The organism is Limnohabitans sp., from assembly GCF_030158565.1.
Lineage (GTDB): Bacteria > Pseudomonadota > Gammaproteobacteria > Burkholderiales > Burkholderiaceae_C > Limnohabitans_A.
On sequence record NZ_JAOASQ010000033.1, the window covers coordinates 38353 to 56978 of the forward strand.

Consider the following 18626-nt stretch of genomic DNA (forward strand, 5'->3'; position numbering starts at 1 on the left):
GATTATCCCACGACACGTGTTCACGTGCTACACTGGTTTACGTGAACTTTCAACTTGGAGGTTTGGATGACCAACCTGACCATTTCCCTCGACGAAAACCTCGTCAAACAAGCCCGCATCAAAGCCATTCAAGAAGGCACCTCGCTGAGCGCCAAGGTGCGCGAAATGCTGTCTGCTTATGTGCGACAAGATATGCCATTGGCTCCGATTGTGATTCCCAAATTACCCGTCTCCAAAGCCCGTGGCGGCCTGCGGCCGGGCATTGACCCCAGCAGCAACCGATCCCTGTACGACGCGATGGACGCGGGCATGGACCTGAAAAACCTGTCATGACGCCAGATGTGAATGTGTTGGTGGCCGCTTTCCGGCTTGACCACCCTCACCACTTGCCTGCACGAGCTTGGCTAGATGAAGCCATGCTCCAAGCTGCCAATGGACGCAACAGCCTGATCCTGCTGGGCACCGTGGTGACTGGCTTTTTACGCATCAGCACCAACCCCAAAATCTTTCGGGAAACCGATCCTTTGCAGGATGTGAGCGACTTCATCGACAGCCTGCTCAGCTGCCCAGGCGTGCAATTTCAGCCGCAGGGTGCCACCTGGCCCAATTTGCGGCAAGTGTGCCTGGCACAACAAGCCACAGGCAACTTGATCACCGATGCTTGGATCGCCGCAACGGTGATGCAATCCGGTGAGACACTCTGCACATTCGACCGCGATTTTTCGCGTCTGCTTCCCGCAGACCAACTTCTTTTGCTCAAGCCCTGACACCTCAAGCCCATGTCCACAGTCTTCAACTTCACCTTCGTGCCCTGGTTCCGGTCGGTGGCGCCCTACATCCACATGCACCGGGGCAAGACCTTTGTGGTGGGCATCGCGGGCGAGGCCATTGCCGCAGGCAAGCTGGGCCATATTGCGCAAGACTTGGCGCTGATCCAGAGCATGGGCGTCAAGGTGGTGCTGGTGCATGGCTTTCGACCCCAGGTGAACGAGCAACTGGCCGCCAAGGGCCACACCCCCAAGTATTCGCACGGCATGCGCATCACCGACAGCGTGGCACTCGACTGCGCCCAAGAGGCGGCGGGCCAATTGCGTTATGAGATCGAAGCGGCCTTCAGCCAGGGCTTGCCCAACACGCCCATGGCGGGCTCCACGGTGCGCGTGATTTCGGGCAACTTCATCACGGCGCGGCCGGTGGGCATTGTGGACGGGGTGGACTTTCAGCACTCGGGTCTGGTGCGCAAGGTGGACGTGGACGGCATCATGCGCACGCTGGACATGGGCGCGATGGTGCTGCTCTCGCCCTTTGGCTTTTCGCCCACGGGCGAGGCCTTCAACCTGACCATGGAAGAAGTGGCCACCAGCGTGGCGGCCGAACTGCAGGCCGACAAACTGATTTTTGTGACCGAGATTCCGGGCATTCGCATCCACCCGAACGAGCCGGCCAGCGACGACAACCCGATCGACACCGAGCTGCCACTGGCCGCAGCCAAGAAACTGCTGGCCGAGTCGCCCAACCCGACGCAGCCGACCGACTTGGCGTTTTATCTGCAGCACTGCGTGAAGGCGTGCGAAGAAGGCGTGGAGCGCAGCCACATCTTGCCCTTTGCGGTGGATGGCGCTTTGCTCTTGGAGGTGTATGTGCACGACGGCATCGGCACGATGATCGTGGACGAGAAGCTCGAAGAACTGCGGGAAGCCACTTCCGACGATGTGGGTGGCATCTTGCAATTGATCGAGCCGTTTGAGAAAGACGGCACGCTGGTCAAGCGCGACCGCACCGAGATCGAGCGCGACATTGACCACTACACCATCATCGACCACGACGGCGTGATCTTTGCCTGCGCAGCGCTCTACCCCTACCCCGAAGCCAAAACCGCCGAGATGGCGGCGCTGACCGTGTCACCCCAATCGCAAGGCCAGGGCGACGGCGAGAAGGTGCTCAAACGTGTGGAGCAACGCGCCCGCGCCATGGGCCTGAAAAGCATTTTTGTGCTGACCACGCGCACCATGCACTGGTTCATCAAACGCGGTTTTGTGCAGGTCGACCCCGACTGGCTGCCCGAAGCTCGCAAACGCAAATACAACTGGGACCGCAAGAGCCTGGTGCTGGTCAAGAAGCTGTGATGTGGGTCAGGCGGCGTGCCTGCTCAGACATGGATACCGGATCAAGTCCGGTATGACAGCTTTTCAGCCCGTCTACCCTGTCACCCCATCCAACCCTGTCACCCCATCCAACCCTGTCACCCCATCCAACCCTGCCCCCTGGAACTCCAGCAACCCGAGTAACCCCAGCAAGCTAGCCACCCTGTCACCCCGGGCTTGACCCGGGGTCCATCTGCGCCAACACCCCTCACCCGTTGAATCAGCGGCTGCGCCAAGCCTGCACAGCGATCAGCAAGCCCATCAACGCAAATCCGACAAAAGCCAGGAATGACCAGTTGGCGATCGAGCCGCCGAGGAAGGTCCAGTCGACCTTGGTGCAATCACCGCTGCCCTTGAAGATCATGGGGATGGCGCGGTTGATCGGGAAATTTTCGACCATGCCGTAGAAGTCACGACCGCAGGTGACGATCTCAGGCGGGTACCACTGCAGCCAGCTTTGGCGGGCGGCCACAAAAGCGCCAAAACCGGCTTTCAGCGCCAGCAACACGCCGAACACAGCCACCGCGCCGGGTTTGCGCAAACGCGAGCCAATCAATGCGATGAGCATCACCCCGATCAGGGCGTAGCGCTGCACGATGCACATGGGGCAAGGGTTCAGGCCCACCACGTGTTGCAAGTACAAGCCAAACGCCAGCATGCCGATGCACGACAGTGCAATCAGCGCCATCCAGCGGTTTAAGGTGATGGAAAACAGTTTCATGGGGCTTTGCAAATGGAAACGGGAGCATTGTGCTCCCGTTGTGCTGGGCTGGTCGTGACGCAGGTCACAAAGCCGTTTGATCTCGCCTGAATATCAGGCGTCGGCAAATGCCCGTTCGATCACAAAGGCGCCAGGGGTGCTGGTGTTGCCTTCGGCCAGGCCATGCTCTTCGCAGATGCGCTTGAGGTCCTTGAGCATGCCTGGGGAGCCGCAGATCATGACGCGGTCGGTTTCGGGGTTGAGTTTGGGCATGCCCAAGTCCGCGAACAGTTTGCCGTTTTCGATCAGGTCCGTCACGCGGCCCTGGTTTTTGTAGGGCTCGCGGGTCACGGTGGGGTAGTACAGCAGCTGGTTCGTCACCATCTCGCCCAAGAACTCGTTGGCCGGCAGCTCTTGGGTGATGTAGTCGTGGTAGGCCAGCTCATTGACCTGGCGCACGCCGTGCACCAGGATGACTTTTTCGAACCGCTCATAGGTCTCAGGGTCACGGATGATGCTCATGAAGGGGGCCAAGCCCGTGCCGGTGGACATCAGGTACAGGTTTTTGCCAGGCAAGAGGTAGTCGCACAACAAGGTGCCGGTGGGCTTGCGGCCAACAACGATGGTGTCGCCCACCTGGATGTGCTGCAGTTTGGAGGTCAGCGGGCCGTCGGGCACCTTGATGCTCAAAAATTCGAGGTGCTCTTCGTAGTTGGCGCTGGCAATCGAGTAAGCGCGCAGCAGCGGTTTGCCGTTGTCCTGGCGCAGGCCGATCATGGTGAAGTGGCCATTCGAAAAACGCAGGGCCTGGTCACGCGTGGTGGTGAAGCTGAACAGTCGGTCGGTCCAGTGGTGAACGCTCAGAACGCGTTCTTCGAGAAATGCACTCATGAAATCTTTTGGGTTGGGGGCCGGAACCAGAGTCCCATGGCCACAAAGGGGAGCTGAAAGCTTGCTACAGTTGGGCCTTGAAAGACCGCGAGAAAAGCCGATCCTGTCGCAAAACAGGCCGTATTTTCCCCCGAACCGCTTACAACTGGAAATACTGAAATTTTATATCCGTATAACCAGAGCTTCTTAAGATAGATCAAGGCAGCAATCACCATGGCACGTACCGTTCAATGCATCAAACTCGGCACCGAAGCAGAGGGCCTGGATTTTCCGCCCTACCCCGGCGATTTGGGCAAACGCATTTGGGAAAGCGTGAGCAAGCAAGCCTGGGCCGATTGGCTCAAGCACCAGACCATGCTGGTCAATGAAAACCGCCTGAACCTGGCCGATCTGCGCGCCCGCCAATACCTGGCTCGCCAGATGGAAAACCATTTCTTTGGCTCTGGCGCAGACGCGGCCCAAGGCTACGTGCCGCCAGCAGCCAATTGATTTGGCTGCGTCCAGCGCAAACCCTGACGCCTTGAGCCACCCGCCACAGACACGCCACGCGCTGGTCATTGGTGCGGGTCTGTCCGGCTCCGCCGTAGCGCACAGCTTGGCCGTGCGCGGATGGGCCGTCACGGTCATCGACCAAGCGAGCGGTGTTGGCGCTGGTGCATCGGGTTTGCCTGCAGGTTTGGCCGCACCCCATGTCTCGCCCGACGACAACGTGCTGTCTCGCATCACGCGTGCGGGGGTTAGCGCGACGCTGCAACGCGCTCAGGCGCTGCTGCAAAGCGGCACCGACTGGGCACTGACGGGTGTTCTGGAACACAACCTGGCAGGCAAACGCAAACTGCCCACAGCCGATCCGGGCTCCCCAGACAATGCGCTGGATGGCAGCAGCCCAGCCAGTGCAGCACAAATTGCGGCTGCAGGACTTGCGCCCGGCACACCGGCGCTCTGGCACGGGCAGGCCGGCTGGATCAGGCCCCGGCAATTGGTGGCGGCGCAGCTGCAAACACCGGGCGTACAGGTGCTCTGGCAACACAAAGCGCAAGCCATTGAACGGCGCGGCGATCTATGGACCGTGACCGATGCCCAAGGCCAGACCCTGGGCCAAGCACCTTGGCTGGTGGTGGCCAGTGCCTTTGACAGCCTGGCTTTGCTGCAGCCCCTGCCCGGTTTTGCCGTACCGCTGAACCCCTTGCGTGGCCAAATCAGTTTTGGCCACATGCACGATTTGAACGAAGCTCAGCGCCAGCTCTTGCCCACGTTCCCGGTGAACGGCCACGGCAGCTTCATCAGCAACGTGCCCACCCCGGACGGTCAGCCCGGCTGGTACATCGGCTCCACCTTCGAGCGCAACTGCGAACAGGCCCCCGTGCGCGAAGAAGACCACGCGGCCAACCAATTGCGCCTGGCCACCTTGCTGCCCGACTTGGGTGAGGCCATGCAAGACCAGTTTGGCCCTGAGCGTGTGCACGGCTGGGCCGGCTTGCGCTGCACCCTGCCCAACCGCCTGCCCGCTGTGGGCCCCATCGACAGCGAACGGCTGCCCGGCCTGTGGCTGTGCGCGGGCATGGGCGCACGCGGCATCAGCTTGTCGGTGCTGTGCGGCGAACTTTTGACGGCTTGGCTCGAAAACGAAGCCCTGCCGTTGGCACCTTCACTGGCCAAGCATCTGGCGGCGGAGCGTTATAGGAAGCACCGAACGACTTGCACCTTACTGTGGTGACATGCCAGCCCGCTCCCGTTGGGAGCTCTATTCCTCATGCCTCCTCGCACTTGATGAGCGGCCCATGCCAAGCTGTCACCCCGCACTGGATGCTGGGTCCACGCCAACTTGTCACCCTGCACTTGATGCGGGGTCCATGCCTGCGCAAAGATGGATCCCGGGTCAAGCCCGGGATGACGAACGTTTGAGGAATGACGAACGTTGGAGGGATGACGAAGTTTGTAGGGATGACGAACTGATCCAGGATGACGAGTGAGCCCGGGATGAGGGCTTTACTTCATTGCTTCAGCCGGGCGACGCGACTTCACATACGCATCGGTGGGCTGGTACGCCTTGCCGTCGGCGTAGCGCCACTGGACCATGGTGCCTTTGCCGCCGCGCTGGTCGAGCTTGCCGACGTAGGCACCCATGGTGGATTGCTGGTCAATCGCGCGGAACTCGGCCGGGCCAAACGGGGTGCTGAACTTCAGGCCGCGCATGGCGTTGACCAGTTTTTCATTGTCAGTGCTGTTGGCCTTTTTGATGCCCGCAAAGATCGCCTGCATGGTGGCGTAACCCACCACCGAGCCGACCTTGGGGTTCTCGTTGAACTTCTTGTAGTAGTTGGCCGCAAAGCTGGCGTGTTCTTTGTTGTCGAGCTGGTCCCAAGGGTAGCCGGTCACGATCCAGCCCTTGGGCGTTTCGTCTTTCAGCACTTCCAGGTACTCGGGCTCACCCGACAGCAGCGATACCACGGGCGTCTTGGGGAAGACATTGCGCTGGTTACCCTCGCGCACCAGCTTGGCCAAGTCGGCGCCAAAGGTCACGTTGAAGATCGCGTCGGGTTTGCTGGCCATGGTGGCGGTCAGCGTGCTGCCCGCGTCGATCTTGCCTTGGGCGGGCCACTGCTCGCTCACAAACTCCACATCGGGGCGCTTGGCCTTGAGCAGCTCCTTGAAGCTGGCCACGGCGCTTTGGCCGTATTCGTAGTTGGGCGCAATCGTGGCCCAGCGCTTGGCGGGCAGCTTGGCCGCTTCTTCGACCAGCATGGCCGCTTGCATGTAGGTGCTGGGGCGCAGGCGGAAGGTGTAGCGGTTGCCCTTGTCCCAAACGATGGCATCGGTCAGCGGCTCGCTGGCCACAAACAAGCGCTTGTTCTTTTGCGCATGGTCGGCCAGGGCCAGGCCCACGTTGGACAAAAAGCCTCCGGCCAGCACATCCACTTTTTCTTTGGAACTCAGCTCGATGGCATGGCGCAAAGCTTCTTCGGGTTTGCCGGCGTCGTCTCGGGCGATGACTTCGACCTTGCGGCCCAGCAGGCCACCTTGGGCGTTGATCTCTTCAACCGCCAGCTGCCAGCCTTGTTTGTAGGGCTGGGTGAACTGGGGGATGGCGGAATAGCTGTTGATTTCGCCAATTTTGATGGGGGTCTGGGCAAAGGCTGTGGAGGCGACAAGCACCATGCCTGCGGTCATAAAACGGTTCATAGGGTCCTAGGGGTTAGCGTTAAAAAACGAGACTTTACCAGCCGACTTCAAACCTGTCGCACCAGTGACATTCAGCAAGATCGCAAGCAGTGTGGCCAAAACCACAGACAGCACATGGCCCCATGGCCTGCGCTTGACGATCCGGTGTCGCCAACAGGCAGGCCATGTGGTGGGGTTTGCAAATAATGAGCAGGATGAAACAAACCGACTTGTCCCGATTCCATGTGGCCTTGATCCTCGGCGGCGCTGCCGTGATGCTGAGTTTGGCCATGGGCATGCGCCAAAGCTTTGGTTTGCTGCAACCCCACATGATCCGCGACATCGGGATCACCGCGGCCGACTTCTCGCTGGCCATTGCCATCCAGAACATCGTTTGGGGCGCCACTCAGCCCTTCATGGGCATCCTGGCCGACCGGCATGGGGCGCGCCCCGTGGCCTTGCTGGGCGTCGCAATTTATGCCTTGGGGTTGGTCTTTGCCCTCACGGCGACATCGGCTTGGGGCGTGACGCTGGGCATGGGCCTGTGTGTCGGCTTGGCGCTGTCGTGCACCGCATCCAACATCGCCATGAGCGTGACGGCCAAAGCCGTCTCACCCCTGCAGCGCAGCATGGCCATGGGCTCGGTGTCTGCCTTGGGCTCTTTGGGTCTGACCTTGGCCTCGCCCATGGCGCAACACCTGATCAGCACTGCGGGTTGGCAAACCGCCGTGATCGGCTTTTTGGGCTTGGCCGCGGTCATGCTGCCAGCGGCCTTCATGGCCGGGCGTGCGGACCAGATTGAAGTGCTAGCCCCCTTGGGCGTGCAACAAACCGTGACCGAAGCCATTCGTGAAGCCTTGGGCCATCGCGGTTACCTGTTGTTGGCCATTGCCTTCTTTGTGTGCGGCTTGCAATTGGTCTTCATCACCACCCATTTGCCCACTTACCTGGACATCTGCGGCATGGACCCCAGCGTGGGCAGCACAGCCCTGGCACTGGTGGGCCTGTTCAACGTGATGGGCTCCTACCTGTTCGGCTGGTTGGGCGGCAAATATTCCAAACGCATGCTCTTGGGCGGCATTTATGTGCTGCGCTCGGTCATCATCGCGGTGTATTTTCTGACGCCGCCCACCCCCACCAGCACTTTGGTCTTTGCCGCCGCCATGGGCACGCTGTGGTTGGGCGTGGTCCCCTTGGTCTCAGGTCTGGTGATCCATTTGTTTGGCCTTCGCTACATGGCCACTTTGTCCGGCGTGGCGTTTTTCAGCCACCAAGTGGGCTCCTTCATCGGCGCCTGGGGCGGTGGTTTGATTTACAACCGCCTGGGCAATTACGACCTGGCCTGGCAAGGCGCCGTGGCCATTGGCTTGTCGGCGGGCCTGTTTCAAATGACCATGAATGTGAAGCCTTCTGCCCGAATCCTGGCGGAACGGTCAGCCGCCGTGGGCGCTTGAACACGTTCTTATATCGATTTGAAATATATCTACAACCAATAAATCGTTTGTTTTGGCATAAAGGACGTTTACAGTCCTGCCCATGGTTGATTTCGCTTATGTCTTTGCAGGTTTCTTCGTCGGCACCATCGTGGGTCTGACGGGCGTCGGTGGCGGCTCCTTGATGACGCCGCTGCTGATCTTTTTCTTCGGCGTGAAGCCCTACATGGCGGTCGGCACCGACTTGCTGTTTGCAGCCTTCACCAAGCTGGGCGGCACCGTGAGCTTTGCACGCCAGCGCATCGTGCCTTGGCGCGTGGTGGGTCTGCTCAGCGCGGGCAGCATTCCTGCCTGCCTGGTGACCTTGGGCATCTTGCGCTGGGTGGGCCCGGCCGACCCCAAGGTGCAGGCCTTGATGACCACCACCTTGGGCGTGGCCTTGCTGCTGACCGCTGCGGCCATGCTTTACAAAGCGGTGCGCGGCAAACAAGTGCCCCGCCAGCTGGCCGCTCAGGATGAAGCCCGCGCCACTACCCCCCGCCACTGGAGCCTGCCATTGTTGTTTGGCGCCCTGATCGGCACCTTGGTCACACTCACCTCGGTGGGTGCAGGTGCCATTGGCGTCACCGTGCTGATGGTGCTGTATCCTCTGCTGCCTTTACCGCGCATCGTGGCGGCCGACATTGCTTATGCCGTGCCACTGACTTTGGTGGCCGGTTTGGGCCATGCGTCACTCGGCTCGGTGGACTGGCCGCTGCTGGCCAAGTTGCTGGCGGGGTCGCTCCCCGGCATCTGGCTGGGCTCGCGCCTGACACACCACACGCCTGACCGCGTGATCCGCTCGTTGCTGTCCGTGCTGCTCGCATGGGCAGGCACCAAGCTGGTCCTGATTTAATCTTTTTCTATTGCTGTTGATATGTACCAGTACACCGAATTCGACAAAGCCTTTGTGCGCGCCCGCGCTGCAGAGTTCCGCGACCAGCTGGGTCGCTGGCAAACCGGTCAGCTGACCGAAGACCAATTCCGCCCCCTGCGCCTGCAAAACGGCTGGTATGTGCAGCGCTACGCGCCCATGCTGCGCGTGGCGGTGCCCTACGGCGAGATCAACGCCGCCCAGATCAAGGTGTTGGCCAAGATCGCCCGCGAATTCGACACACCCGATGCATCCTTGCTGGCCGAAGCGCAAGCCACCCAAGACAAAATCGCCGGACTGGCCCCCAAGCTGACCACCAACTACGGCCACTTCACCACGCGCCAGAACGTGCAGTTCAACTGGATTCCGCTGGACAAATCGGCCGACGTGATGGAGCTGCTGGCCACCGTGAACATGCACGGCATCCAGACCAGCGGCAACTGCATCCGCAACACCACCACCGACGAGCTGGCCGGTGTGGCCGTGGACGAAGTGGTCGACCCGCGCCCCTATGCCGAGCTGATCCGCCAATGGAGCACGCTGCACCCCGAGTTTGCGCACCTGCCGCGCAAGTTCAAGATCGCCATCACCGGCGCCACCGAAGACCGCGCCGCCATTGGCTGGCACGACGTGGGCCTGCAGGTCATCCAAAACGCTGCTGGCAAGGTCGGCTTCAAGGTGCTGGTGGGTGGCGGCATGGGCCGCACGCCCGTCAACGGTGTGGTGATCCGTGAGTTCTTGCCTTGGCAGGACATCATGAACTACCTCGAAGCCGTGGTGCGCGTCTACAACCGCTGGGGTCGCCGCGACAACAAGTACAAGGCCCGCATCAAAATTTTGGTCAAGGCCGAAGGCCAGCGCTACTTTGACGAAGTCGAGACCGAGTTCCGTGAAATCATCGAACGCGATGGCGCGCCGCACACCCTGCCGCAAGCCGAACTCGACCGCGTGAAAGCCGGTTTTGTGGACCCCGCCCTGAATCTGCCCGAGAACACAGATGAGTGGTTGGCCCAGGCCGAAGCGACGCTCAGCATCGAAGCGGCCAAGACGCCCGCCTTTGCCCGCTGGCTGGCACGCAACGTCAAGCCACACCGCAACCCCCAACTGCGCGCTGTATCGCTGTCCTTCAAGCGCCCAGGCTACGCCCCCGGTGACGCCACGGCCGAGCAGCTCGACGCCGCTGCGGCCCTGGTCGAGAAATACTCGGCGGGCGAAGCCCGTGTCTCGCACACCCAAAACCTGCTGCTGCCTTGGGTGCGCCTGGACCAGCTGCACGCCCTGTGGCTCGAAGCCAAGGCGCTGGGCGTGGCCCAGCCCAACATTGGCCTCTTGACCGACATGATCGCCTGCCCCGGCGGCGACTACTGCGCGCTGGCCAATGCCCGCTCCATCCCCACGGCCAGCGCCATCACCGAGCGCTACCAAGACCTGGACGAGCTGGAAGACCTGGGACACATCGACTTCCACATCAGCGGCTGCATCAACTCCTGCGGTCACCACCACTCGGGCCACATCGGCATTTTGGGTGTCGACAAAGACGGCAAGGAGTGGTACCAGGTCACGCTGGGCGGCTCGGACGGCAAAGACCTGTCCGGCGCGGCCACACCCGGCAAGGTGGTCGGCCCGTCGTTCTCCTCCTTCGAGGTGCCCGACGTGATCGAAGCCATCCTGGACACCTACAAACAACTGCGCGTGGCGACGGCCAACGGCAAGCAGGAAGCCTTCATCGAGACCCTGCACCGTGTCGGCAACGACCCGTTCAAGGCTGCAGCCAACGCGGCGCGCCACCCAGCCGAAGAAACCTCCGCCTGAAGTCCCTTGTAGGAGCCGCGCCCTCGCGGCGATGAATAGCCAATCGCGGCGAGGGCGCCGCTCCTACAGCAGAAAAAAACGACCATGAAAATCATCACCGCACAAGAACACCAGACCGCCAGCAAAACCGGCGTCTTGGAACTCGCCAACGACGTGGACCCGCGCACGCTGGATCTGTCGGGCATCACCCGCATCGACCTGCAGTTCCCGGCTTTCACCGATGGCCGCGCCTACAGCCAGGCCTTTTTGCTGCGCCGCCGCCTGCGCTTTTCAGGCGAGCTGCGCGCCACCGGCGACGTGCTGATCGACCAACTGGTGCAGATGCAGCGCACTGGCTTTGACGTGGCTGTGCTGAAAGAAGGCGTCGATGCCAGCGCCGCCCAGCGCCAGCTGGACCGCTACGCCGGTTTCTACCAAGGCTCGGCTGTGGAAACGCAACCTCATTTCGCGCAGGCGGCCTGATGACTTCGTCACTGATTTCTTCCCGCAGCGCACCGCTCAAAGCCACCGAGCAAAACGCCAAAGCCAGCCCTGACTTTGCCGCCAAGTTGGCGGAGACCCAGGCCTTGCTGCAACGCGCAGCCGCCGAGTTCACCCCGGTGACCCAAGCCTCCAGCCTGGGCGCCGAAGACGTGGTGATCACGCACCTGATCAACAGCCTGCAGCTCGACATTCCGGTGTTTGTGCTGGAGACAGGCGCGCTGCACACCGAAACCCTGGCCTTGTTGGAACGCACGCAGGCACATTCGCGTGCGCCCATCCACGTGTTCCGCCCTGAGCAGGAAGCGGTGATCCAGTTCGTGCGCGACAAAGGCCAGGACGCGATTTACAAGACGATGGAACTGCGCAAGGAGTGCTGCGGCATCCGCAAGATGGAGCCGCTGGCCCGCGCCCTGAAGGGACAACGCGCTTGGATCACGGGCTTGCGTCAGGAGCAATCCACCGCCCGCGCCGAAGTGCCGCTGCTGGACACCAGCGAAGAAGCCACCAAACACCTGGCCAAGTTCAACCCGCTGGCCAAGTGGACCTGGGGCGACGTGTGGCACTACATCGCCGAAAACCAAGTGGACTACAACCCGCTGCACGACCAGTTCTTCCCCAGCATCGGCTGCGCCCCTTGCACCCGCGCCATCAGCCTGGGCGAAGAGTTCCGCGCAGGCCGCTGGTGGTGGGAAGACGAGGCGGCCAAGGAGTGTGGGCTGCACGTCAAGAAATGATTTGGGGGAGTGATGTGTGGGGCGCGGCAGGCTCCTCAGAAGTCGCTTCGCGCCACACATCGTCGCCTCCCGCGCCCCACACATCAAGTCGATCACCCTTGGATATTTCTGACGCCGCCTTGACCAAATTTGAAGAGTAATCAACATGAACGCCATGACACAAACCGAGTTGCACACCCTGAGCAACAGCCACCTCGATGCGCTGGAGGAAGAGACGATCTTCATCCTGCGTGAAGTCGCCGCCGCCTTCGAGCGCCCCACCTTGCTGTTTTCGGGTGGCAAGGATTCGCTGGTCATGCTCAAGTGCGCCGAAAAGGCGTTCGGTGCGGGCCGCATCCCCTACCCGCTGCTGATGATCGACACCGGACACAACTTCAAGGAAGTGACCGATTTCCGCGACTCGCGTGCCAAAGAACTCGGCGCCGAGCTGATCGTGCGCAGCGTTGAAGACTCGATGAAGCGCGGCACCGTGCGCCTGGCCCACCCGGGCGAGAGCCGCAACGTGCACCAGTCGGTCACGCTGCTCGAAGCGATTGAAGAGTTCGGTTTTGACGCGCTGATCGGCGGTGCCCGCCGCGACGAAGAAAAGGCCCGTGCCAAGGAGCGCATCTTTTCGCACCGCGACAGCTTTGGCCAGTGGCAGCCCAAGGCCCAGCGCCCCGAACTGTGGACGCTGTTCAACACCCGCTTGCAACCGGGCGAGCACTTTCGCGTGTTCCCGATCAGCAACTGGACCGAGCTGGACGTGTGGCAATACATCGCCCGCGAAAACATCGCGCTGCCTTCGATCTACTACACCCACAAGCGCGAGGTGGTGGACCGCCGCGGTTTGCTGGTGCCCGTGACCGAATTGACACCACCCAAAGACGGCGAAAAGGTTGAGATTCGCGACGTGCGTTTCCGCACCGTGGGCGACATCACCTGCACCTGCCCGGTGGAAAGCGATGCGGCCACGCCCGAGCAGATCGTGATCGAGACGCTGGCGGCCGATGTGAGCGAGCGCGGCGCGACCCGCATGGACGACAAGACGTCCGAGGCTTCGATGGAGAAGCGCAAAAAAGACGGCTATTTCTGATCAGGGAGCAAAAGACATGAGCAACAACCAACACTTTTCTGCCCTCAAATTCATCACCTGCGGCTCGGTCGACGACGGCAAGAGCACGCTGATTGGCCGCCTGCTGGTGGACACCAAGGCCGTGCTGCAAGACCACCTGGCCGGTGTGCAGCGCTCGGGTGAAACCGACCTGGCCCTGCTGACCGACGGCTTGAGCGCCGAGCGCGAGCAAGGCATCACCATCGACGTGGCCTACCGTTACTTCAACACCGAAGCGCGCAAGTTCATCATCGGTGACGCGCCCGGCCACGAGCAGTACACCCGCAACATGGTCACGGCCGCGTCCAGCGCCGACGCCGCCGTGGTGCTGGTGGACGCCATCAAGCTCGACTGGGCCAACCCCGATTTGCAACTGTTGCCGCAAACGCGCCGCCACTCGCTGCTGGTGAACCTGCTGCGCGTGCCCTCCATCGTGTTCGCCATCAACAAGCTCGACGCCGTGGCCGATGCCGCTGTGGCGTACAAGAACATCGCGGGTGCTCTGGAGAAGTTCGCCAAAGAGGCTGGTATCACCGTCACGGCCATGGTGCCCGTGTCGGCCCTCAAGGGCTGGAACGTGGTGGACAGCCAACCCGACTGGTGCGGTTACACCGGCCCTAGCCTTTTGAGCATCCTCGAAGACCTGCCGGTCACGCCTGCCGAGACCGATGTGGCTTTCAGCTTCCCGGTGCAGTGGGTCGAGAAGTTCCACGACTCCGGCGTGACCACCCAAGGCCGCCGCGTGTTCTGGGGCCGCGTGGCCACGGGCAGCATCGAGCCGGGCCAGACCATCAAGGTCTTCCCCAGCGGCCAGACCGCCGTGGTCTCGCAAGTGCTGTCGGCCACCCGCCAGCCGCAAAACAAAGCCGCCGGTCACAGCGCAGGCATCGTGCTCGACCGCGAGGTGGATGTGTCGCGCGGCGACTGGCTGCTGGCAGCCGTTGGGGCCCCCGAAGGCCAGCGCCAGCTCAACACCACCATCGCCTGGATGGACGACGAGCCCCTGCTGGCAGGCCGCCTGTACTGGGCGCTGCACGGCCACCGCTGGGTCAAGGTCAAGGTGCAGCGCGTGGTGCACCGCCTGGACGTGAACACCCTGGCCGAAGAAGAAGCCACCGAGCTGGCCCCCAACGCGATTGGCCACGTCACCCTGGCCCTGCAAGAGCCCTTGGTGACGCTGCCCTTTGCCCAGTCGCGCATTCTGGGCGCCCTGGTGTTGGTGGACACCGCCACGCACAAAACCTCAGGCGCCGTGCTGGTGAACTGATCTCCTTTAAAATCATGGGTTTGGCGCTGCATGTGCGGCGCCCATCCCTTTTTCCGAGTCCATCATGACCCACGTTGTTTCCGAATCCTGTATCCAGTGCAAATACACCGACTGTGTGGACGTTTGCCCTGTGGATTGCTTCCGCGAAGGCCCCAACTTCCTGACCATCGACCCCGATGAGTGCATCGACTGCGCCGTGTGCATCCCCGAGTGCCCCGTGAACGCCATCTATGCCGAAGAAGACCTGCCGGCCGACCAGCAGCACATGACCCAAATCAACGCCGAGCTGGCTCTGCTGCCGGGCTGGAAGAGCATCACCAAGCGCAAGGCCCCTCTGCCCACCGCCGACGAGTGGAAAGACAAGACCGGCAAACTGGCCGAACTGGTCCGCTGAACCCCTCAGCGCTGTCACGATGGCCGAATCTTTCGGCCATTTTTTCTCAAGCCGCCACGCACACCCCATGACCACTCCCATCGACACCGAAGCGCTGGTCATTGGTGCAGGCCCTGTGGGGCTGTTTCAGGTGTTTCAGCTCGGGCTGCAAGGCATCAGCTGCCAAGTGGTCGACGCCCTGCCCCATGTGGGCGGCCAGTGCGCCGAGCTGTATGCAGACAAGCCGATTTACGACATCCCCGGCATTCCGGTCTGCACCGGTCGTGAACTGGTGGCGCGTTTGCAGCAGCAAATCGCGCCTTTCAACGCATCGTTTCATCTGGGCTGGCAAGTCACCCGCATCGAGCGTCAGACGGATGGTCGACTGCAAGTCGACACCACTGCTGGCCAGCGCTTTGTAGCCTCCACCGTGTTCATCGCCGCTGGCGTGGGTGCCTTTGTGCCACGCCAACTGGTGCTCGATGGCCTGGAGGCTTTCAACGAAAGCCAAGTGTTTGCACACGAGGCTCAGCCAACACGCTGGACGGGCCTGCATCTCGTGGTGGCGGGCGATGGCGATGCGGCACTGCAAACTTGCCTGAACGCATGCACAGGCGATCAGGCCGCCGCCAGTGTCACGCTCTTGCACCGACGCGACCAATTCACAGCCGCACCCGAGCTGGTGGCTCAAATGCGCGAAGCCTGTGCTGCTGGCCGCATGCGCTTTATGGCCGGTCAACCCACCGGACTGCGCAGCGAGGCGGGCCGCCTGCAAGCGCTGGAACTGCTCAACCCCCAAGGCGACACCGAGTGGCTGCCGCTGGACCTGCTGCAAACCTGCCTGGGCCTGTCACCCAAGCTGGGGCCTGTGGCGCAATGGGGCTTGGCCATGGAACGCAAGCAGCTGGTGGTGAACACCGAGAATTTCGCCACCTCCGAACCCGGTATTTTTGCCGTAGGTGACATCAACACCTATCCCGGCAAAAAGAAGCTCATCTTGTGCGGCTTCCACGAAGCCACGCTGGCCGCCTTTGGTGCGGTGAGCTTGCTGCGGCCCGACGCAAAGACCCTGCTGCAGTACACGACAACGTCCACTCTGCTGCACAAGCGCCTGGGGATCGCCTAAAATCCACACTGCGCCGCATGTTTGCGGCGCATTCGCTAGGGGTGTTGAAGTCCGTGAGGTCTTCGACTGAGAAAGTCCCTTTGAACCTGATTGAGGTAATCCTCGCGCAGGGAAGCTTGTCAAAAGAACGGTGCCGCCTTGGGTGCGCGCCATGTTCCCAGTCAGCCGACCTGCCATTACGTTGAAGGAAAAACGTCATGGCATTTTTTTCGCCATTCTCTCGCCGGTCTTCTGACCGTTTTGTCGCCCGTGCCGCATGCCGAGCGACACACATCGCCAGTGCTGTGGCCTGGCTGGCTTGGAGCTGTGCCCATGCACAAAGTCCGACCGAGATCACCATCACCGACACCGCACCCTCGCAGATCAGCGGCTTTGGTGATGTGCCCTTGAGCAAAGCGCCATTCAGCGCCATCAGTTTTGATCGCCAGGTGCTGCAGGACGTGGGTGCACAACGTGTATCGGACGCCTTGCGCCTAGACGCCAGCGTGGCCGACAGCTACAACTCGCCGGCCTATTGGGACATGCTGAGCGTGCGCGGCTACACGCTGGACAACCGCTACAACTACCGCCGCGAAGGCTTGCCGATTTCGGCCGAAACCATGATCGGCATGGACAACAAGGAGCGCATCGAGCTGTTCAAAGGCACGAGCGGCATCCAGGCGGGCACCAGCGCACCGGGCGGTTTGGTCAACTACGTGGTCAAGCGTGCCCCCAACGGCAACGACGAAGTCATCCGCAGCGTGAGCGCCAGTTACGGCCCGGGCAAGAGCAGCAGCATCAGCCTCGACCTGGGCGGCCGCTTTGGCGAGAACAAGGACTTTGGCTACCGTTTCAACGCGGCCTATGAAGACCTGAACCCCTACATCCGCAACACCCAGGGTCACCGCAACCTGATCGCCCTGGCCATGGATTGGCGCATTTCTCCAGACAGCAAACTGGAATGGGAGTTTGAACAAAGCGAGCGCCAACAGATGGGGGTGAACGGCTACAGCTTGTTGGGTGACCAGCTGCCTGCGCCTGTGGATGGCAAAAGCAATTTGACTCGCCAAAGCTGGTCAGTACCAGGCGTTTTCAAAGGCATGACTGGCAGCATCCGATTCAAGCAAAATCTTGAGAATGGCTGGCTGTGGACCACGCAATACGGCGGTCAGCGACTACGCACCGATGACAATTTGACTTTTGCATGGGGCTCCAACCTGCGCTCCATGGGCTTGTCATACCCCGTCGATCAAGACGCCACACTCTATGACTTTCGTAGCCTGAACGAAAAACGCATCTCAGACACTCTTCAGACTGAGGTGGCAGGCGCAGTGACTTTGGCTGGGTTCAAGCACAACCTCTCATTGGGTGTGCAAAGAAGTCGACTGCTGGACCGATTACCGCCTAAGCAGGCTTGGAACTATGCGGGCAGCTTAAATAGCGGCGCGGAACCTGACCCAACTCCAGTTTATGCAAATGCCAACCGAAGCGAATACGCCACGGAGTTCAGCGTCAAAGACCGCATAGACCTAACCACTACCACCCGATTGTGGCTTGGAATGCGACATGTGAAATACGACAGAAGCAGTGAACAAAATGCCCCACAAGGAAGTAATGTCAGTGCGATTGATGGCAACGCCACATCACCATGGTTGGCACTATCCACGCAAGTTGACGAAAAAACGCTCTATGTTTCCCACGGGTATGGACTGGAGCAATTTGTCACGCCCAACGCCAGTGCCTCATTTGCTAATCCTGGTGAACAATTGGGTGTCAAGAAAAGTACTCAGACAGAAGTCGGTGTCCGACATCCCAACAAAGATCGCGGATTCGAGTGGTCTGCAGCTGCGTTTCATATTTCCCGACCACTCGCCTACGACATCTTCGATCCCAACACCTGGCTGAGTACCCGCTACTTAGACGGCAGACAAATCCATACGGGCATGGATATCAGCGTGGGTTGGCACAACAACACTGCTTGGTCCTTCAATGGCCAAGCACAGGTTGTAAAGGCACGCATCTCGGAAGTCGCGTTGCATCCGGAAGTTGGAACAAGTCCACTCAACGTGCCTAAATACACCCTGCGTGCCCAGGCCCAATACCGCTTTACGGAGATCCCCGGTCTTCGCTCCAGCCTGCGTGTGAGCCATGAAGGCGAACGCCGTGTGCTGGAAGATGGCAGTGTCAACTTGCCCGCCTGGACCACACTGGACTTTGCTACCCATTACGACACCCGCATTGACGGCACTCGCACCCAGTGGACTTTGGCGATCGACAACCTGACCGATCGCCATTACTGGCGCGAATCGCCCAAGCAATTTGGCCACTACTACCTGTACCCCGGCGCCCCCAGAACCTTGCGCTTGGGGGTGAAAGCGAGCTTCTGAAATTGAGAACGCAAGTTTTTTTAAAAAACTGCATCCCCCTCTCAAAAGCATGAAAATATGACGCTATAATTTCGGTATTGTTCCTCAATAGCTCAGTCGGTAGAGCGCCGGACTGTTAATCCGTAGGTC

At 61.0% G+C, this 18626-nt stretch carries 18 protein-coding genes and 1 riboswitch; of the genes, 15 read left to right on the top strand and 3 right to left on the bottom strand.

Going from position 1 to position 18626, the window contains the following annotated elements; genetic code table 11:
* Nucleotides 1-66: 66 nt before the first annotated feature.
* Genes Q1W40_RS07080 through argA form a run of 3 tightly spaced genes read left to right on the top strand, consistent with a single transcriptional unit; the run spans nucleotide 67 to nucleotide 2126 of the window.
* A complete protein-coding gene (locus Q1W40_RS07080) occupies nucleotides 67-333 on the top strand; it encodes a DUF6364 family protein (protein ID WP_300710391.1) in 267 nt (88 codons plus the stop codon).
* Nucleotides 330-767, top strand: coding sequence for a TA system VapC family ribonuclease toxin (locus Q1W40_RS07085; protein ID WP_300710393.1), 438 nt, complete (start codon nucleotides 330-332; stop codon nucleotides 765-767). The genes Q1W40_RS07080 and Q1W40_RS07085 overlap by 4 nt, the downstream gene beginning before the upstream one ends.
* Before the next feature lie 12 nt (nucleotides 768-779).
* Nucleotides 780-2126 (top strand): amino-acid N-acetyltransferase, encoded by a 1347-nt coding sequence (gene argA, locus Q1W40_RS07090; protein WP_300710395.1) that lies wholly within the window; start codon nucleotides 780-782, stop codon nucleotides 2124-2126.
* 238 nt (nucleotides 2127-2364) lie between these two features.
* On the opposite strand, the gene Q1W40_RS07095 is transcribed toward argA, so the two are convergent.
* The gene (locus Q1W40_RS07095) at nucleotides 2365-2865 is read right to left on the bottom strand and encodes a disulfide bond formation protein B (protein WP_300710397.1); all 501 of its coding nucleotides are present in this window, start codon (nucleotides 2863-2865) and stop codon (nucleotides 2365-2367) included.
* Between the two features lie 93 nt (nucleotides 2866-2958).
* Nucleotides 2959-3735: a ferredoxin--NADP reductase gene (locus Q1W40_RS07100; RefSeq protein ID WP_300710399.1), complete on the bottom strand. Its 777-nt coding sequence runs from the start codon at nucleotides 3733-3735 to the stop codon at nucleotides 2959-2961.
* Between the two features lie 213 nt (nucleotides 3736-3948).
* On the opposite strand from Q1W40_RS07100, the gene Q1W40_RS07105 reads away from it, so the two are divergent.
* Both Q1W40_RS07105 and mnmC read left to right on the top strand, forming a co-directional pair.
* Nucleotides 3949-4224 carry an oxidative damage protection protein gene (locus Q1W40_RS07105; protein ID WP_108326622.1) on the top strand — a complete coding sequence of 92 codons (276 nt, stop codon included), beginning with the start codon at nucleotides 3949-3951 and terminating at the stop codon, nucleotides 4222-4224.
* Between the two features lie 31 nt (nucleotides 4225-4255).
* A complete protein-coding gene (mnmC, locus tag Q1W40_RS07110; protein WP_300710402.1) occupies nucleotides 4256-5452 on the top strand; it encodes an FAD-dependent 5-carboxymethylaminomethyl-2-thiouridine(34) oxidoreductase MnmC in 1197 nt (398 codons plus the stop codon).
* A gap of 272 nt (nucleotides 5453-5724) precedes the next feature.
* Here the strand turns inward: mnmC and Q1W40_RS07115 are convergent, their stop codons facing one another.
* A complete protein-coding gene (locus Q1W40_RS07115) occupies nucleotides 5725-6918 on the bottom strand; it encodes an ABC transporter substrate-binding protein (RefSeq protein ID WP_300710404.1) in 1194 nt (397 codons plus the stop codon).
* 194 nt (nucleotides 6919-7112) lie between these two features.
* Here Q1W40_RS07115 and Q1W40_RS07120 point away from each other — a divergent pair, with 194 nt between their 5' ends.
* The 10 genes from Q1W40_RS07120 to Q1W40_RS07165 all read left to right on the top strand — a co-directional run bounded on the left by Q1W40_RS07120 (nucleotide 7113) and on the right by Q1W40_RS07165 (nucleotide 18497).
* A complete protein-coding gene (locus Q1W40_RS07120; protein WP_300710406.1) occupies nucleotides 7113-8351 on the top strand; it encodes an MFS transporter in 1239 nt (412 codons plus the stop codon).
* 82 nt (nucleotides 8352-8433) lie between these two features.
* The gene (locus Q1W40_RS07125; RefSeq protein WP_300710408.1) at nucleotides 8434-9225 is read left to right on the top strand and encodes a sulfite exporter TauE/SafE family protein; all 792 of its coding nucleotides are present in this window, start codon (nucleotides 8434-8436) and stop codon (nucleotides 9223-9225) included.
* Between the two features lie 21 nt (nucleotides 9226-9246).
* Complete coding sequence (locus tag Q1W40_RS07130; RefSeq protein ID WP_300710410.1) at nucleotides 9247-11055, top strand: nitrite/sulfite reductase; 1809 nt, start codon at nucleotides 9247-9249, stop codon at nucleotides 11053-11055.
* An 84-nt stretch (nucleotides 11056-11139) separates the two neighbouring features.
* Nucleotides 11140-11517 carry a DUF934 domain-containing protein gene (locus tag Q1W40_RS07135; protein WP_300710412.1) on the top strand — a complete coding sequence of 126 codons (378 nt, stop codon included), beginning with the start codon at nucleotides 11140-11142 and terminating at the stop codon, nucleotides 11515-11517.
* Entirely contained in the window at nucleotides 11517-12272 is a 756-nt protein-coding gene (locus Q1W40_RS07140) for a phosphoadenylyl-sulfate reductase (RefSeq protein ID WP_300710414.1), read from the top strand. The genes Q1W40_RS07135 and Q1W40_RS07140 overlap by 1 nt, the downstream gene beginning before the upstream one ends.
* A 145-nt stretch (nucleotides 12273-12417) precedes the next feature.
* Nucleotides 12418-13347, top strand: a complete 930-nt coding sequence (gene cysD, locus Q1W40_RS07145) for a sulfate adenylyltransferase subunit CysD (protein WP_300710416.1) — start codon at nucleotides 12418-12420, stop codon at nucleotides 13345-13347.
* Between the two features lie 16 nt (nucleotides 13348-13363).
* A complete protein-coding gene (locus Q1W40_RS07150) occupies nucleotides 13364-14632 on the top strand; it encodes a GTP-binding protein (protein ID WP_300710418.1) in 1269 nt (422 codons plus the stop codon).
* 64 nt (nucleotides 14633-14696) lie between these two features.
* Nucleotides 14697-15026 (top strand): ferredoxin FdxA, encoded by a 330-nt coding sequence (gene fdxA, locus Q1W40_RS07155; protein WP_300710420.1) that lies wholly within the window; start codon nucleotides 14697-14699, stop codon nucleotides 15024-15026.
* A gap of 67 nt (nucleotides 15027-15093) precedes the next feature.
* Nucleotides 15094-16131: an NAD(P)/FAD-dependent oxidoreductase gene (locus Q1W40_RS07160; protein WP_300710422.1), complete on the top strand. Its 1038-nt coding sequence runs from the start codon at nucleotides 15094-15096 to the stop codon at nucleotides 16129-16131.
* A gap of 27 nt (nucleotides 16132-16158) precedes the next feature.
* Nucleotides 16159-16261, top strand: a riboswitch (TPP riboswitch).
* Between the two features lie 67 nt (nucleotides 16262-16328).
* Nucleotides 16329-18497 carry a TonB-dependent siderophore receptor gene (locus Q1W40_RS07165; protein ID WP_300710424.1) on the top strand — a complete coding sequence of 723 codons (2169 nt, stop codon included), beginning with the start codon at nucleotides 16329-16331 and terminating at the stop codon, nucleotides 18495-18497.
* Nucleotides 18498-18626: the final 129 nt, after the last annotated feature.

Excerpts from the sequence above, each read along its gene's own strand:
- Q1W40_RS07080 (WP_300710391.1), top strand. The coding sequence starts at position 67 with ATGACCAACCTGACCATTTCCCTCGACGAAAACCTCGTCAAACAAGCC.
- Q1W40_RS07085 (WP_300710393.1), top strand. The coding sequence starts at position 330 with ATGACGCCAGATGTGAATGTGTTGGTGGCCGCTTTCCGGCTTGACCAC.
- argA (WP_300710395.1), top strand. The coding sequence starts at position 780 with ATGTCCACAGTCTTCAACTTCACCTTCGTGCCCTGGTTCCGGTCGGTG.
- Q1W40_RS07095 (WP_300710397.1), bottom strand. The coding sequence starts at position 2,865 with ATGAAACTGTTTTCCATCACCTTAAACCGCTGGATGGCGCTGATTGCA.
- Q1W40_RS07100 (WP_300710399.1), bottom strand. The coding sequence starts at position 3,735 with ATGAGTGCATTTCTCGAAGAACGCGTTCTGAGCGTTCACCACTGGACC.
- Q1W40_RS07105 (WP_108326622.1), top strand. The coding sequence starts at position 3,949 with ATGGCACGTACCGTTCAATGCATCAAACTCGGCACCGAAGCAGAGGGC.
- Q1W40_RS07115 (WP_300710404.1), bottom strand. The coding sequence starts at position 6,918 with ATGAACCGTTTTATGACCGCAGGCATGGTGCTTGTCGCCTCCACAGCC.
- Q1W40_RS07120 (WP_300710406.1), top strand. The coding sequence starts at position 7,113 with ATGAAACAAACCGACTTGTCCCGATTCCATGTGGCCTTGATCCTCGGC.
- Q1W40_RS07125 (WP_300710408.1), top strand. The coding sequence starts at position 8,434 with ATGGTTGATTTCGCTTATGTCTTTGCAGGTTTCTTCGTCGGCACCATC.
- Q1W40_RS07130 (WP_300710410.1), top strand. The coding sequence starts at position 9,247 with ATGTACCAGTACACCGAATTCGACAAAGCCTTTGTGCGCGCCCGCGCT.
- Q1W40_RS07135 (WP_300710412.1), top strand. The coding sequence starts at position 11,140 with ATGAAAATCATCACCGCACAAGAACACCAGACCGCCAGCAAAACCGGC.
- Q1W40_RS07140 (WP_300710414.1), top strand. The coding sequence starts at position 11,517 with ATGACTTCGTCACTGATTTCTTCCCGCAGCGCACCGCTCAAAGCCACC.
- cysD (WP_300710416.1), top strand. The coding sequence starts at position 12,418 with ATGAACGCCATGACACAAACCGAGTTGCACACCCTGAGCAACAGCCAC.
- Q1W40_RS07150 (WP_300710418.1), top strand. The coding sequence starts at position 13,364 with ATGAGCAACAACCAACACTTTTCTGCCCTCAAATTCATCACCTGCGGC.
- fdxA (WP_300710420.1), top strand. The coding sequence starts at position 14,697 with ATGACCCACGTTGTTTCCGAATCCTGTATCCAGTGCAAATACACCGAC.
- Q1W40_RS07160 (WP_300710422.1), top strand. The coding sequence starts at position 15,094 with ATGACCACTCCCATCGACACCGAAGCGCTGGTCATTGGTGCAGGCCCT.
- Q1W40_RS07165 (WP_300710424.1), top strand. The coding sequence starts at position 16,329 with ATGGCATTTTTTTCGCCATTCTCTCGCCGGTCTTCTGACCGTTTTGTC.